Genomic DNA, 15,703 nt, shown 5'->3' with positions numbered 1-15,703 from the left:
TGTCAGCCGGCGAACGCGCCGCTGGCGGCCCATTCGAGCACGGGTGTGGGAAGAATCCCGAGGACGAGCGTCGCGAGCGTCCCCAGCGTGATCGCCACCGTGGTGAACGCCCCCGGCACGACGACGGTCGGCCCGCCCTCGACGGGATCGCTGAAGTACATGAGCACGACCACCCGGAGGTAGAAGAACGCCGCCACCGCCGAGGCCACCAGCGCGATCACGACCAGGGGCGCCATACCGTCGGCCAACGCCGCCGAGAACACCGCGAACTTGGCGGTGAACCCGCTGGTCAGCGGGATGCCGGTGAGCGCGAGCAGCAGGAACGTCATGATCCCCGCGGTGAGCGGGGAGCGCTTCGCCAGCCCGGCCCACTGCGACAGGTGGCTCGCCTCGCCGTCCGCGGTGCGGACCAGCGACACGACACCGAAGATCGCGACGGTGGTGAAGCCGTAGGCCACGAGGTAGAACAGCAGGCCCGCGGTGCCGTCCGGGGTGAGCGCCATGGCCCCGAGCATCAGGAAGCCGGCGTGCGCGATCGACGAGTACGCGATCATCCGCTTCACGTCGGTCTGGGTGAGGCCGAGCACCGCGCCGACGACCATCGACACGACCGCGACCACCCACAGCACGCCCCGCCACTCCCAGACGGTGCTGCCGAACGCCACGTAGAGCACCCGGGCGATCGCGCCGAACGCGGCGACCTTGGTGCACGCGGCCATGAACGCGGTGACCGGCGTCGGTGCACCCTGGTAGACGTCCGGGGTCCAGGTGTGGAACGGCGCCACCGACCCCTTGAACAGCAGCCCGACGAGCAGCAGCGCGAGCCCGGCGAACAGCAGCGTGTCCGAGGCGAGGGTGCCCGCGGCGGCCCCGGAGATCTCGGCGAGCCGGACCGAGCCGGCGTAGCCGTACAGCAGGGCGATCCCGTACAGGAAGAACGCGGAGCCGAACGCACCCAGCAGGAAGTACTTGACGGCCGCCTCCTGGGAGAGCAGCCGCCGGCGCCGCGCCATGCCGCACATCAGGTACAGCGGCAGCGACAGCACCTCGAGCGCGATGAACATCGTCAGCAGGTCGTTGGCCGCGACGAACGCCATCATGCCGCCGAGCGCGAACAGCACGAACGGGAACGGCTCGGTCTGCATGGTCGGCGTCTGGTCCGGCGTCCCGTACGACCGGTCGACGTGCTCCGGCGGGCCCCCGGCCGCACCGCCGGCCCCGGCCCGGGCGGCGGCCCGCTCCGCGGCCGAGGCGACGAACGTCCCGCCCGGCTCCACCGACCGGTCGGCCAGCAGGAGCAGGCTGGGGATCGCGAGCACGATCAGCGTGCCCCACAGGAACAGCGACGGCACGTCCACGGCCAGCGCGGTGCCGAACGTCAGCACCGGCTCCGGCGCCGACAGCGCGTACCCGGCCAGCGCGATCAGCGCCGCGACCAGGGTGAGCGCCGTCCACAGCACCTGCACCGGCCAGCGCTGGTGCCGCGGCAGGAACGCCTCCAGCACCACCGAGACGCAGGCACCGGCGAACACGATCCACAACGGCGCGGACGCCGCCCAGTCCATCGGCGGCATCTCGATCTGCGTGGGCACCTGCGCCGGGAGAGTCGGCAGGCTCATCGGACGATCCCTCCAGCGGGCACCGGGTCGGGCAGGCCGACCTCCTGCATGGTCGCCGTCACCGACGGGTTGAGCAGATCGAGGACCGGCGCCGGGTAGAAGCCGAGCACGACGATCGCGACGATCAGCGGGGCCAGCACGCCGATCTCGCGGCCGGTCAGGTCCGGGAACCCGGTCCCCTTGCGTTCCGCGGCGACCGCCGGGTCGATCATCGAGCCGGGGCCGCCCGCACCGCCGCGCTCCAGGGCCGCGAACACCGCGTCACCGCGGACCGGGCCCTGCATCGTGCGCTGGTAGAACCACAGCACGTACAGCGCGGCGAAGATGATCCCGACCGTGGCGATGACCGTGAACACCGGCGCGTTCGGGAACGAGCCGACCAGCACGAGGAACTCGGAGACGAACGAGTTCGTGCCGGGCAGCGCCAGCGACGACATCCCGGCCAGCAGCAGGCACCCGGCCATGACCGGGGCGAGCTTCTGGACGCCGCCGTAGTCGGAGATCAGGCGCGACCCGCCCCGGCTGATCAGCACGCCGACCATCACGAACAGCATCCCGGTCGAGAGGCCGTGGTTGACCATGTAGAGGGTCGCGCCGGCGAACGCCTGCCCGGAGAACGCGAACACCCCGAGCGCGATGAAGCCGAAGTGCGCCACCGAGGTGTAGGCGACGAACCGGCCCATGTCGTTCTGGCCGACCGCGAGCAGCGCCGCGTAGATGATGCCGGCGACGGCGAGCACCAGCACCACGGGTGCGAGGACCTGGCTGGCCTGCGGGAACAGCGGCAGCAGGTACCGCAGGAACCCGTAGGTGCCCACCTTGTCCAGCACGCCGACCAGCAGCACCGCGCCGACGATCGGGGCCTCGGCGCCCGCGTCCGGCAGCCAGGTGTGGAACGGCACCAGCGGCGCCTTGATCGCGAACGCGACGAAGAAGCCGAGGAACAGCCAGATCTGGGTGGACGTCGGCGTCCCGGCCGCCATCGCCTGCAGCTCGGCCCAGGTGAACGTACCCCGGCCCAGCTGCTCGGCGCTCGTCACGTACAGGCCGATCAGCGATGCCAGCATGATGAGGCCGCCGAGCAGCGAGTACAGGAAGAACTTGACCGCCGCGTACTGCCTCCGCGGCCCGCCGAAGCGGCCGATGAGGAAGTACATCGGCACGAGCATGGCCTCGAAGAACACGTAGAACAGGAAGACGTCGGTGGCGGCGAAGACGCCGACCAGCGTCGCCTCGGTGGCCAGCAGCAGCGCGAAGTAGCCGGCCGCCGACCGCCCCTCGGGCAGCTTCTCGGCCCAGGCGAACAGCATCAGGCCGGGCACCAGGAACGCGGTCAGCGCGATCATCGACAGCGCGATGCCGTCCACGCCGAACGCGAAGTGCGTCCCGAACGCCGGGATCCACGGCAGCGAGTACTCGAGCTGGAAGCGGGTGCCGGCCGCCGCGGCGGGGATCGAGTACATCCCCCAGGCGACGACGACGAGCACGAACTCCAGCAGCGCCGTCGCCATCGCGACCGCCTTGGCCACACCGACGTTGTGCCGCAGCGGGTACATCACGAGCGCGCCGAGGACCGGCACGAGCAGCAGGACCAGCAGGAACGGGTTCCCCCCGGACCCGGGAACGATCGGATCGACCATCACGCGAACCTCACCGCCAGCATCGCCGCGACGATGATGACCCCGCCGCCGAGCATCGAGAGTGCATACGACCGGACGAACCCGGTCTGCAGCCGGCGGAGCCGGCCGGAGCTGCCGCCGAGCGCGGCGGCCGTGCCGTTGACGAGGCCGTCGATCCCGCGGTTGTCGAAGAACACCAGCAGCCGGGTCAGCCAGATGCCGGGCCGCTCGAGGAACGTCTCGTTGAACGCGTTCGCCCCGAGGTCGGCCCGGGCGGCCGCGACCACCGGCGACACCCGCTGCGGGCGTTCCACCGGGACCGGCCGGCGCCCGACGACCAGGTACGCCACCAGCACCCCGAGCAGCGAGACACCGACGACCAGCCACGGGATCGCCGCGTGCGGCACGACGCCGTGACCGGCCTCGACCCGCTCGCCGACCGAGGGGGCCAGCCAGCCGGGCAGCATCCCGTACAGCAGGCCGCCGGCGAGGACCGAGCCGAACGCCAGGACGATCATCGGCGCGGTCATCGTCACCGGGGACTCGTGCGGGTGGTACTCCCGGCCGTCGGCGGACCGCAGGTCCTGCCAGCGGCTCTCCCCGAAGAAGGTCATCAGCATCAGCCGGGTCATGTAGAAGCCGGTCAGGCCGGCCGACAGGGTGGCCAGCCCGCCGAACACCCAGCCCTGCCAGCCGCCCTGGCCGAACGCGGCCTCGATGATCGCGTCCTTGGAGAAGTAGCCGGACAGGAACGGGAAGCCGATCAGCGCCAGGTAGCCGAGGCCGAACGTCACGAACGTGACCGGGAGCTTGCGCCACAGGCCGCCGAACCGCCGCATGTCGACGTCGTCGTTCATGGCGTGCATGACCGACCCGGCCCCGAGGAACAGCCCGGCCTTGAAGAAGCCGTGCGTGAGCAGGTGCAGGATGCCCAGCGCGTACCCGACCGGCCCGAGCCCGACGGCCAGGATCATGTACCCGATCTGGCTGACCGTGGAGTAGGCCAGGACCTTCTTGATGTCGTCGTAGGCGCAGCCGACGATCGCACCGATCATCAGCGTGACGACGCCGACGAGGCAGACGACCAGGCGTCCGGTCTCGGACAGGTTATAGATCGGCGCGGCGCGGGCGATCAGGTAGACACCCGCGGTGACCATGGTGGCCGCGTGGATCAGCGCCGACACCGGGGTCGGGCCCTCCATCGCGTCCGGGAGCCAGGCCTGCAGCGGGAACTGGCCGGACTTGCCGCAGGCGCCGAGCAGGAGCAGCAGCGTGATCGCCAGGACGGTGCCGCCGGGCACCTCGCCGATCCGGGCGAAGACCTCCGTGTACTGCAGGGTCCCGAGCTCCAGCCAGAGCAGGAAGATCGCGATGGCCAGGCCGACGTCGCCGACCCGGTTCATGAGGAACGCCTTCTTCGCCGCGGTCGCCGCGGACGGGCGGTCCTGGTGGAAGCCGATCAGCAGGTAGGACGCCAGGCCGACGCCCTCCCAGCCCAGGTAGAGCAGCACGAAGTTGTTGCCGAGGACCAGCACCAGCATCGCCGCGACGAACAGGTTCAGCTGGGCGAAGAACCGGCGCCGGTGCGGGTCGTGGCTCATGTAGCCCACCGAGTAGAGGTGGATGAGCGCCCCGACCCCGGTGATGAGCAGGACGAACGTCAGCGAGAGCGGGTCGAGCCGGAACGCGAAGTCGACGCTGAGCGAACCGGCGGACATCCACTCGTAGAGCGCGAGCTCCCGGGTCCGGGCGTCCGGCGGCAGACCGAGGGTCTCGGTGAAGATCACGACGCCGACCGCGAACGCGGCCGCCACGGTGCCGACCCCGATCCAGGGGCCTGCGCGGTCGGCGCGGGGGCCGGCCAGGAACAGCACCAGCGCGCCGGCCGCGGGCAGCACGACCAGCAGCCAGGCCAGCGACGCGGCGCCGGTCGCGGGGGCGGGTTCGGCCGCCTGCGCGAGGAGGACGGGGAGCTGAGTCACGCGCGGGCTCCTAGTACTTCAGCAGGTTCGCGTCGTCCACGGAGGACGACTGACGGGTCCGGAAGATCGCCGTGATGATCGCGAGCCCGACCACCACCTCGCAGGCGGCGACGACCATCACGAACAGCGCCATCACCTGGCCGTCGAGGTCCCCGTGGATCCGGGAGAAGGTGACCAGGGACAGGTTCACCGCGTTCAGCATCAGCTCGATGCACATGAACACCACGACGGCGTTGCGGCGGACGAGCACGCCGACCGCGCCGATGGTGAACAGCAGCGCCGAGAGCAGCAGGTAGTACTCGGGCGTCATCGCTGCTCCCCCGTGTCGCTCGCCTCGCCGGCATCGATCGTGCGGTCGGGGGCGGGACGCCCGGTGAGGGCGTGCGCGTCCGGGGTCGTGGTGTCGGGGACCTCGACGGCGACCGACTCGATGATCTCGGCCATGGAGTCCGGCGCGACCGACCCGTCCGGCAGCAGCGCGGGCACCGCGACCGAGTTCGAGGTGGCGTAGACACCGGGGCCGGGCAGCGGGGAGATGCGGGCGTGCCGCCCCTGCAGCCGTCGCAGCACGGTCTCGCGCTGGGACAGCTTCGCGTGCTGCGTGCTCTGCGACCCGGTCAGCACCATCCCGCCGAGCGCGGCGACCATCAGCAGCGCCGCGGTCAGCTCGAACGGCAGCAGGTAGTCGGTGAAGATCAGCCGGCCGAGTCCGGTGACGTTGGCGTAGGAGCCCTGCCCGCCGGCGGCGAGACCGGCCGGGGTCACGTTCGTCAGCCCCCGGGAGAGCCCGGCGACCAGCAGCGCGGCCAGCCCCACCCCGAAGACCAGCGCCGCGGCCCGCTGCCCGCGCAGGACCTCGATCACCGAGTCCTTCGCGTCCCGCCCGACCAGCATCAGCACGAACAGGAACAGCATCATCACGGCGCCGGTGTAGACGATGATCTGCACGAAGCCGAGGAACGGTGCGGACTGCACCAGGTACAGCACCGCGATCGAGAACATCGTCAGCACCAGCAGCAGCGCGGCGTGCACCGCGTGCCGGGCGAAGACCAGGCCCAGCGCCCCGGCCAGCGCGACGGGTCCGAGGACCCAGAACGCGACCGCCTCGCCGGTGGTCACCTCGCCCGCCGCCTGGGCGAGCACGGCGGCCGTGCTCATCGGACCTGCTCCTTGGTCGGGTCCTGGGCGGAGACCTTCGCCAGCGTCGGGCCCTGGACGTAGTAGTCCTGCTCGTCGTCGCCGAGCCGCATCGGGTGCGGCGGCTGCTCCATGCCCGGCAGCAGCGGGGCCATCAGCTGCTCCTTGGTGTAGATCAGGTCCTGCCGGTTGTCGTCGGCCAGCTCGTAGAAGTTCGTCATCGTCAGCGAGCGGGTCGGGCAGGCCTCGACGCACAGGCCGCAGCCGATGCACCGCAGGTAGTTGATCTGGTAGATCGCGCCGTACCGCTCACCCGGGGAGTAGCGGGCCTCCTCGGTGTTGTCGCCGCCCTCGACGTAGATCGCGTCCGCCGGGCAGGCCCAGGCGCACAGCTCGCAGCCCACGCACTTCTCCAGCCCGTCCGGGTGCCGGTTGAGCTGGTGCCGGCCGTGGTAGCGCGGCGCGGCCGGCGGGAAGTCCTCCGGGTACTCCTCGGTGACGACCTTCTTGAACATCGTCGAGAAGGTGACGCCGAAGCCCTTGAAGAAGTCGAACATCTACTCGCTCTCCCTTCCGGCGCCGACGGCCTTGCGGCGCGTGGGGGGTGCGTCGGGGACCTTGAGGTCCAGCGGCGGCACCGGGTAGTCCGAGGCCGGCTCGACCGGCGGCGGCTCGACCCGCCGGTCCGGCAGCAGGAACGCCACGGCGAGCACGACGGCCAGCGCGAACCCGATCAGCGACAGCAGCAGCACGAAGTTGTCGGCGCCGGTCGTCTGGAACGTGCGGATGCCGAAGATCGCGACGATCCACACCAGCATGACCGGGACCAGGACCTTCCAGCCCAGCTTCATGAACTGGTCGTAGCGGAACCGCGGCAGCGTCCCGCGCAGCCAGATGAACACGAACAGGAAGAACAGGACCTTGCCGATGAACGCCACGAACTGCAGCCAGCCGTACTGGTTGAGGAAGCTCAGCGGCCACGGCCACATCCCGCCACCCAGGAACAGCGTCGCCGCCATCGCCGAGACCGTCACCATGTTCACGTACTCGGCCAGGAAGAACAGCGCGAACTTCAGCGACGAGTACTCCGTGTGGAAGCCGCCCACCAGCTCCGACTCGGCCTCGGGGAGGTCGAACGGAGCCCGGTTCGTCTCGCCGACCATCGAGATCACGAAGACCACGAAGCTCGGGACCAGCAGCCAGACGTACCAGCCCGTGGCCTGCGCGGCCACGATGTCCGCGGTGGACCCGGACCGGGCGTAGAGCACCACCCCGACCAGCGACAGGCCCAGCGCGATCTCGTACGAGATCACCTGCGCGGCCGACCGCAGCGCGCCGAGCAGCGAGTACGGCGAGCCCGACGCCCAGCCGCCGAGCACGATGCCGTAGACCCCGATCGACGAGCAGGCCAGCACGACGAACACGCCGACCGGCAGGTCGACGAGCTGCAGCACGGTCTCCTCACCGAAGATCGTGACCTCGCCGCCGAACGGGATCACCGAGAACGACACGAACGCCGGGATCGTCGAGATGACCGGGGCGATGAAGTAGACCTTCTTGTCGGCGAGCGCCGGCATGATGTCTTCCTTGAACGCCAGCTTGAGCCCGTCGGCGAGGCTCTGCAGCCAGCCGCCGGGGCCGGTCCGGTTCGGGCCCGGACGGTGCTGCATCCGGCCGACGACCTTGCGCTCCCAGTTGATCATGAACAGGGTGAGCACGACGCCGAGCGCGAACAGCCCGACGACCTTCAGCAGGATCAGCCAGAACGGGTCGTCGGCCAGCAGCTGCTGGGTGTGGGTCATCCCGTCGATCGGGGGCACCTGGAGCGGGTTCACCGGGTTCACGACGCCTGTCCGTTTCCGGCCGGCGCGACGCCGACCAGGTCACCGTGGCCGGCCCCCAGCGTGGGCCGGACGTGCGAGCCCGGCGAGCAGGTGGGCAGCCACACCACGCCGTCCGGGAGGTCGGCCAGCGCGACCGGGAGGGTGATCGTCCCGCGGTCGGTGCGGACCGCGGCGTCGGCGCCCTCGACCAGGCCGAGCCGCTCCGCCGTCGCCGCGTTGACCTTCACGTACGGCCGCCGGGCCGTGCCGGCCAGCGCGGGCTCGTCGATCGCGAGCGAGGAGTCGTCGACCAGCTGGCGGGAGGTGGCGAGCACCGCCTGGCCGTAGCCGGGGCGGGGCGCCGTCCCGGGTGCGTGCGCCGGCGGGGTGCCGCCCGGGCGGTGGGTGCCGATCCGGGCCAGCTCGCCGGCGGCGGCGGACGGGGTCTGGGTGAACAGGTCGGCGTCCATCTCGACGCCGAGCGTGTCCAGCACCCGGCAGTCCGGCAGGACGCCCGTGGCGTCCAGCGCGACGCCGAACTCCCGGCGCCTGCCCTCCCAGTTGACGTAGCTCCCGGAGCGCTGGGCGTCCGGCGCGACCGGCAGCACGACGTCGGCCAGCTCGGTCACCGGCGAGGTGTGCATCTCCAGGCTCACCAGGAACCCGACCTCGCGGAGCGCGGTGATCGCGGCCTGCGGGTCGGCCATGTCCTGCGGGTCCACCCCGCCCACGACCAGCGCCGACAGGGCGCCGGACGCGGCCGCGGCGAGGATGGCGTCGCCGTCGCGGCCGGGCTCGGCGGGAATCTCGCCGGCACCGACACCCCACATCCGCTCCAGCTCGGTGCGGGCGCGCGCGTCGGTCACCGGGTGCCCGCCGGGCAGCAGGGTGGGCAGCGCGCCGGCCTCGGCCGCGCCGCGGTCGCCGGCCCGGCGCGGCACCCAGCCGATCGCCGCCCCGGTCCGCGCGGCCAGCGCCGACACCGCCGAGTACAGCCCCGGGGACTCGGCTGCCCGGTCGCCGACCAGGATCACCGCGCCGGGCCGGCCCAGGGCCTCGACGACGTCGTCGCCCGGGTCGGCGACCACCGACGCCTCGGCGCCCGGCACCGCGTGCAGCACGGTGGCGCCGGTCTTGCGGGCGCCCTCCGAGGTGAACGGCCCGACCTGGAAGTGGCGCAGCCCCTTCTTCCGCCAGGCCTTCCGCAGCCGGAGGAAGACGATCCCCGCCTCGTCCTCCGGATCGGTCGCGACGGTGAGGACGGCCGGCGCGTTCTCGACCTTCTCGAAGGTCACCGAGTCCTCGGGCGTCCCGCCGACGACGTGCGCGGCGAGGAACTCCAGCTCCTCGTCCGAGTGCGGGCGGGCCCGGAAGTCGATGTCGTTGGTGCGGGCGACGACCCGGGCGAACTTGGCGTAGGCGTAGGCGTCCTCGACGGTGAGCCGGCCGCCGGGGAGCACGCCGATCCCGCCGTTCTCCCGGGCCGCGAGCAGCCCCTGCGCGGCGACCTGCAGAGCCTCGGTCCAGGAGGCCTCCGCCAGCTCGCCGTCGGCCCGGCGCACCATCGGCCGGGTGATCCGGCCCCGGCTGCCCAGGTAGCGGAACGCGAAGCGGCCCTTGTCGCAGAGCCACTCCTCGTTGACCTCGGGGTCGTTGCCGGCGAGCCGGCGCAGCACCGTCCCGCGGCGGGAGTCGCTGCGCATGTCGCAGCCGGAGCTGCAGTGCTCGCAGGTGCCCGGCGTCGAGCGCAGGTCGAACGGCCGGGACCGGAACCGGTACGCGGCGCTGGTCAGCGCACCGACCGGGCAGATCTGGATGGTGTTGCCCGAGAAGTACGACTGGAACGGCTGGTCCTCGGCGATCCCGACCTGCTGGTTCGCGCCGCGTTCGAGCAGGTCGATGAACGGGTCACCGGCGATCTCCTCGGAGAACCGGGTGCAGCGCTGGCACAGCACGCAGCGCTCGCGGTCCAGCAGCACCTGGGTGGAGATCGGCAGCGGCTTCGGGAAGGTCCGCTTCCGCTCGACGAACCGGGAGTCGGCGCGGCCGTGCGCCATCGCCTGGTTCTGCAGCGGGCACTCGCCGCCCTTGTCGCAGATCGGGCAGTCCAGCGGGTGGTTGATGAGCAGCAGCTCCATCACGCCCTGCTGCGCCTTGTCCGCCCGCTCGGAGGTGTGCTGGGTCCGCACCACCATCCCGTCGGCGACGGTCATGGTGCAGCTGGCCTGCGGCTTCGGCATCGGCCGGCCGCCCATCTCCACCTCGACCAGGCACTGCCGGCAGGCACCCGCCGGGTCGAGCAGCGGGTGGTCGCAGAACCGCGGGACCACGATGCCGAGCCGCTCGCAGGTGCGGATCAGCAGCTCGCCCTTGGGGGCGTCGATGACCTGGTCGTCGATGGTGAGCCGCACGTGTCCCTCGGGGACCGGGGTCTCGTCGGTCGCGTTCCGCTCCGGGGTGAGGGTCATGTCGAGGCTCCCGTGAGCTCGGTACCGCTGGTCCGTTCCGCACGCTCCACGTCGGCGAGCTGTTCCGGACGGTCCACGTCGGGCTGCGCGGCGATCAGGTCCAGGAACTCCTGGCGGAAGTACTTCACCGCGCTGGTGATCGGGCTGGTCGCGCCGTCACCGAGCGCGCAGAACGAGCGGCCGAGGATGTTGTCGCAGACGTCGACCAGGGTGTCGATGTCCTCGGTCGTCCCCTCGCCGCGCACCATCCGCTGCAGCACCTGCACCAGCCAGTAGGTGCCCTCCCGGCACGGCGTGCACTTGCCGCAGCTCTCGTGCTTGTAGAACTCGGTCCACTTCATGACCGCCCACGGCACCGAGACGGTCTCGTTGAAGACCTGCACCGCGGTCGTCCCCAGCATGGAACCGGCCTCGGCGGCTCCCTCGAAGTCCAGCGGGACGTCCAGGTGCTCGGCGGTGAGCAGCGGCGTCGACGAGCCGCCCGGCGTCCAGAACTTGAGCGGGATGCCGTCCTTCATGCCACCGGCCAGCTCCAGGAGCTCGCGCAGCGTGATGCCCAGCGGGGCCTCGTACTGGCCGGGCCGCTCGACGTGCCCCGAGATCGAGTAGATCTTCGGGCCGGGCGACTTGTCCCGGCCCATCGAGCGGAACCAGCCGGAGCCGCCGTTGACGATGTCGGGGACGCTCGCGATCGTCTCCACGTTGTTGACCACGGTCGGGCAGGCGTACAGGCCCGCCGTCGCCGGGAACGGCGGCTTGAGCCGCGGCTGGCCGCGCCGGCCCTCCAGCGAGTCCAGGAGCGCCGTCTCCTCACCGCAGATGTAGGCACCCGCCCCGGCGTGCACCACGATCTCCAGGTCGAAGCCGGAGCCGAGGATGTCCGTGCCGAGGTAGCCCCGCTCCTTCGCCTCGCGCACCGCCGCGCGCAGCCGGCGGATGCAGTGCACCGCCTCCCCGCGCACGTAGATGGCGCAGAAGTGGGCGCGGATCGCGTAGCTGGTGACGATGCAGCCCTCGATCAGCGCGTGCGGGTCGGCCATCATCGTCGGGATGTCCTTGCAGGTGCCCGGCTCGCCCTCGTCGGCGTTGACGACCAGGTACTTCGGCTTCGCACCCGGCCCGGTGCCGGAGCCGTCGTCCTGCGGGATGAAGCCCCACTTCATCCCGGTCGGGAACCCGGCACCGCCGCGCCCGCGCAGCCCGGAGTCCTTGATCAGCTGGATGAGCTGGTCGGGGTGGGCGGCGAACGCGGTGCGCAGCGAGCTGTAGCCGCCGAGCTCGGTGTAGGTGTCGATCGACCACGACCGCGGGGCCAGCCACCGGCGGGTCAGCACCGGGGTGATCGGATCCGGCCGCCGGGCGGTCTCGGCATCAGTGCTCATGGGATCACTTCTTCTCCGGTCGCGCGGGCATCGCCGGGGGCTGCGGCGGCATCGCCGGTGCGGTCCAGCCGTTCTCCTCGGCCAGCCGGACGCCCCGGACCGACTCGACGGCGCTGGACGGGCCCTCGACCCGGGCGGTGGTGTCGACGGTCGCGGCGTCGTCGGTGAACCCGGCCAGCTCCAGCTCGATCGTGCGCAGGTCGGTCAGCGGCGCCCCGCGGGTCGGCTGCGGCCGCTCGCCCCGGCGCAGCGCGTCCACCAGCTCGACCGCGGACTCGGGCGTCTGGTTGTCGAAGTACTCGTAGTTGACCTGCAGGACGGGTCCGAGGTCGCAGGCCGCGAGGCACTCGGCGTGCTCGAGCGTGATCGAGCCGGGGCTGCCGGGCTCGCCCGCGGTCTCCTCGTGGCCCAGCGGGCGGTCCTCGGAGCCGAGGTGGGTCCGCAGCCGGGCGTAGATGTCGTCGCCGCCCAGGGCCGCGCACAGCGTGTTCGTGCAGACGCTGACCAGGTGCTCACCGCACGGGCTGCGCTTGTACATCGTGTAGAACGTCACGACCGCAGACACCTCGGCCGTGGTGAGGTCCAGGGCCTCGGCGCAGTACCGGATGCCGTCCTGGCTGACGTGTCCCTCGACCGACTGCACGAGGTGCAGCAGCGGCAGCAACGCCGAACGGGGCTCCGGGTACTGGGCGATGATCTCCTTGGTCCGGCTGCGGGTGAGCTCGTCGAAGGTCGGGGAGACCGGCGACGGCTCCGGCGGGGCGGGAAAATCGCGCTCGGTCGGCGTCACGTGCGCCGGCGCGTTGGACTCGGGGTTACCACCCGGGAGGGTCATCGGTCGCAACCTCCCATCACGGGGTCGATCGACGCGACGGCCGCGATGACGTCGGCGACCATGCCGCCCTCGCTCATCGCGGGCATCGTCTGCAGGTTCACGAAGCTGGGATCGCGCAGGTGGACCCGGACCGGGCGGGTGCCGCCGTCCGAGACCAGGTGCGCGCCGAGCTCGCCGCGCGGGGACTCGACGGCCGCGTAGGCCTGCCCCGGCGGCACCGCGAACCCCTCGGTGACCAGCTTGAAGTGGTGGATCAGCGACTCCATCGACTGACCCATGATCTTGCGGACGTGCTCGAGGGTGTTGCCCATGCCGTCGCTGCCGATCGACAGCTGCGCCGGCCAGGCGACCTTCGGGTCGTCGACCATGACCCGGCCGGGCCCGATGTCGTCGAGCTTCCCGAGCGCCTGCCGCATGATCTTGAGCGACTCGTGGATCTCGGCGACCCGCAGCCGGTAGCGGGCGTAGCAGTCGGCCTCGGTGGCCGTCGGGACCTCGAAGTCGTACTCGTCGTAGACCGAGTACGGCATGTGCTTGCGCAGGTCCCAGGCCAGCCCGGCGGACCGTAGGATCGGGCCGGACGCACCCAGGGCCAGGCAGCCGTCCACCGGCAGGTAGCCGACGCCCTCCAGGCGCTGCTTCCAGATCGGCTGCGCGGTGAGCAGCCGGTCGTAGTCCGGCATGCGCGAGTCCATGACGTCGAGGAACTCGGTGACCCGCTCCCGGTAGCCCTCGGGCAGGTCCTGGGCGAGCCCGCCCGGCCGGAAGAACGCGTGGTTCATCCGCAGGCCGGTCAGGAACTCCAGCAGGTGCAGGACCTCCTCGCGCTCGCGGAAGCCGGACGTCATGCCGGTCAGCGCGCCGAGCTCCATCCCGCCGGTGGCCAGCGCGACCAGGTGCGAACCGATCCGGTTCAGCTCCATGAGCAGCACCCGGATGTGCTCGGCCCGGCGCGGCACCTCGACGCCGAGCAGCTTCTCGACGGCCATGCAGTACGCGGCCTCGTTGAACAGCGGCGACAGGTAGTCCGCGCGGGTCACGAACGTGACCCCCTGGGTCCAGGTCCGGTACTCGCAGTTCTTCTCGATGCCGGTGTGCAGGTAGCCGATCACCGCGCGGCCCTGGGTGACGGTCTCGCCCTCCAGCTCGAGGACGAGCCGCAGCACCCCGTGGGTGGACGGGTGCTGCGGACCCATGTTGATGACGATGCGGTCCTCGTGGTCCGCGTCCATCAGGGTGTCCCAGTCACCGCCCGTGACCGTGTAGACGGTGCCCTCGGTCGTCTCCCGGCCGGGCGCGGCGTACGGGTCGGTGCTGGTCACGAGTACGCCCTCCGCTCGTCGGGCGGAGGGATCTCCGCCCCCTTGTACTCCACCGGGACGCCACCGAGCGGGTAGCTCTTGCGCTGCGGGTGGCCGTCCCAGTCGTCCGGCATGAGGATCCGGGTGAGCGCCGGGTGGCCGTCGAAGACGACCCCGAACATGTCCCAGGTCTCGCGCTCGTGCCAGTCCGCGGTGGGGTACACGTCGACGACGCTGTCGACGTGCAAGTTCTCGATGTCCAGCGCGACCTCGAGCCGGATCCGGCGCCGGTAGGTCATGGACAGCAGGTGGTAGACGACGTGCACCGGCCGGTCGACCGGCGTGCCGTCCGGCGCGGAGTAGTCCACACCGGACACCGTCGAGCAGAACTCGAAGCGCAGGCCCGGGTCGTCGCGCAGGGTGCGGGCGACCGCGTTCACCTTCGCGGGCTCCACGTAGAGGGTCAGCTCGTCGCGGTCGATGGTCACCTGCTCGATCGCGTCGCGCGGGATGTTCCGCTCGTCGAGCGCGGCACCCAGCTCGTCGGCGAACTCGTCGAACCAGCCGCCGAACGGCCGCTCCGCCGGCGCCGGGGCGTATCCGGGCAGCCGCAGGCCGCCGTAACCGGAGGTGTCGCCGGAGCCGCGGACGCCGAACATGCCGGACCGCGTCCGGGTCGGACCGATGCGCGCGGCCGGACGGACACCCGCAAGGGCGTCCCGGCCGCCTGCCGCGCGGTGCTGCTCGAGCGCGGCCCCGCTCTCCTCGGCCGAGGAGTGCTCGCCGCCGGTGGGCTCCTGGCCGTTCTCGGACGTTCCGGTCACTTCTGCTCACCCCCGGTGGCGCGGGCCGCGTCGGCCAGGGACGGCAGCTCGGTGGCGGTCTCGCCGGCCGCCAGCGCGGGAGCGGCCGACCTGGGCCGGGCACCCGGCTCCAGGTAGTTCGGGACGTCCGGGGTGGGCGTGGTCTTGAGCGCCTCCAGCCCCTTGGCCTTCGGCGCGTACTTCACCGAGGACGGGACCATCGGCGTCCGGTGCCCGGACTCGGCCAGCTCCGCGGCCCGCTTCGGGCCCAGCGGCTCATCCATGATCTTGGCGTGGATCTTCAGGATCGCGTCGATGAGCATCTCCGGCCGCGGCGGGCAGCCCGGGAGGTACATGTCCACCGGCACCACGTGGTCGACGCCCTGGACGATCGCGTAGTTGTTGAACATGCCGCCCGAGCTGGCGCAGACGCCCATCGCGAGCACCCAGCGCGGCTCCGGCATCTGGTCGTAGATCTGGCGCAGCACCGGCGCCATCTTGTTGCTCACCCGGCCCGCGACGATCATGAGATCGGCCTGGCGGGGCGAGGCCCGGAAGACCTCCATGCCGAAGCGCGCCAGGTCGTAGCGCGGGGCGCCGGTGGTCATCATCTCGATCGCGCAGCAGGCCAGGCCGAACGTGGCCGGCCAGAGCGACGACTTCCGGGTCCAGTTGACCAGCTTCTCCACGCTGGTCAGCAGGACGCCGCTGGGCAGGTTCTCCTCGAGTCCCAT

The 15,703-nt window shown here is 71.6% G+C and carries 13 protein-coding genes; all 13 read right to left on the bottom strand.

Annotation, left to right across the window (positions count from 1 at the left end; translation table 11 throughout):
- Nucleotides 1-2 precede the first annotated feature (2 nt).
- Genes nuoN through H7X46_RS00875 form a run of 13 tightly spaced genes read right to left on the bottom strand, consistent with a single transcriptional unit; the run spans nucleotide 3 to nucleotide 15,703 of the window.
- A complete protein-coding gene (gene nuoN, locus H7X46_RS00935; protein ID WP_186357596.1) occupies nucleotides 3-1,619 on the bottom strand; it encodes an NADH-quinone oxidoreductase subunit NuoN in 1,617 nt (538 codons plus the stop codon).
- Complete coding sequence (locus tag H7X46_RS00930) at nucleotides 1,616-3,259, bottom strand: NADH-quinone oxidoreductase subunit M (RefSeq protein WP_186357595.1); 1,644 nt, start codon at nucleotides 3,257-3,259, stop codon at nucleotides 1,616-1,618. Before H7X46_RS00930 ends, nuoN begins: the two co-directional genes overlap by 4 nt.
- A complete protein-coding gene (nuoL, locus tag H7X46_RS00925; protein WP_370588552.1) occupies nucleotides 3,259-5,220 on the bottom strand; it encodes an NADH-quinone oxidoreductase subunit L in 1,962 nt (653 codons plus the stop codon). The genes H7X46_RS00930 and nuoL overlap by 1 nt, the downstream gene beginning before the upstream one ends.
- Before the next feature lie 10 nt (nucleotides 5,221-5,230).
- A complete protein-coding gene (gene nuoK, locus H7X46_RS00920) occupies nucleotides 5,231-5,530 on the bottom strand; it encodes an NADH-quinone oxidoreductase subunit NuoK (RefSeq protein ID WP_186357594.1) in 300 nt (99 codons plus the stop codon).
- Entirely contained in the window at nucleotides 5,527-6,378 is an 852-nt protein-coding gene (locus tag H7X46_RS00915; protein WP_186357593.1) for an NADH-quinone oxidoreductase subunit J, read from the bottom strand. Before H7X46_RS00915 ends, nuoK begins: the two co-directional genes overlap by 4 nt.
- The gene (nuoI, locus tag H7X46_RS00910) at nucleotides 6,375-6,914 is read right to left on the bottom strand and encodes an NADH-quinone oxidoreductase subunit NuoI (RefSeq protein WP_186357592.1); all 540 of its coding nucleotides are present in this window, start codon (nucleotides 6,912-6,914) and stop codon (nucleotides 6,375-6,377) included. Before nuoI ends, H7X46_RS00915 begins: the two co-directional genes overlap by 4 nt.
- On the bottom strand, nucleotides 6,915-8,159 hold the full coding sequence (nuoH, locus tag H7X46_RS00905; protein WP_186362362.1) for an NADH-quinone oxidoreductase subunit NuoH: 1,245 nt from the start codon (nucleotides 8,157-8,159) through the stop codon (nucleotides 6,915-6,917).
- A gap of 38 nt (nucleotides 8,160-8,197) precedes the next feature.
- Nucleotides 8,198-10,648, bottom strand: coding sequence for an NADH-quinone oxidoreductase subunit G (locus H7X46_RS00900; RefSeq protein WP_186357591.1), 2,451 nt, complete (start codon nucleotides 10,646-10,648; stop codon nucleotides 8,198-8,200).
- Entirely contained in the window at nucleotides 10,645-12,030 is a 1,386-nt protein-coding gene (gene nuoF, locus H7X46_RS00895) for an NADH-quinone oxidoreductase subunit NuoF (RefSeq protein WP_186357590.1), read from the bottom strand. Before nuoF ends, H7X46_RS00900 begins: the two co-directional genes overlap by 4 nt.
- Nucleotides 12,031-12,034: 4 nt before the next feature.
- Nucleotides 12,035-12,865: an NADH-quinone oxidoreductase subunit NuoE gene (gene nuoE / locus H7X46_RS00890; RefSeq protein WP_186357589.1), complete on the bottom strand. Its 831-nt coding sequence runs from the start codon at nucleotides 12,863-12,865 to the stop codon at nucleotides 12,035-12,037.
- Nucleotides 12,862-14,187 (bottom strand): NADH-quinone oxidoreductase subunit D, encoded by a 1,326-nt coding sequence (locus tag H7X46_RS00885; protein WP_186357588.1) that lies wholly within the window; start codon nucleotides 14,185-14,187, stop codon nucleotides 12,862-12,864. Before H7X46_RS00885 ends, nuoE begins: the two co-directional genes overlap by 4 nt.
- Nucleotides 14,184-14,990, bottom strand: coding sequence for an NADH-quinone oxidoreductase subunit C (locus H7X46_RS00880; protein WP_186357587.1), 807 nt, complete (start codon nucleotides 14,988-14,990; stop codon nucleotides 14,184-14,186). Before H7X46_RS00880 ends, H7X46_RS00885 begins: the two co-directional genes overlap by 4 nt.
- A complete protein-coding gene (locus tag H7X46_RS00875) occupies nucleotides 14,987-15,703 on the bottom strand; it encodes an NADH-quinone oxidoreductase subunit B family protein (protein WP_186357586.1) in 717 nt (238 codons plus the stop codon). The genes H7X46_RS00880 and H7X46_RS00875 overlap by 4 nt, the downstream gene beginning before the upstream one ends.

It is taken from the genome of Pseudonocardia sp. C8 (genome assembly GCF_014267175.1).
Classification (GTDB): domain Bacteria; phylum Actinomycetota; class Actinomycetes; order Mycobacteriales; family Pseudonocardiaceae; genus Pseudonocardia.
This window is presented reverse-complemented; position numbering and strand designations above follow the sequence as displayed.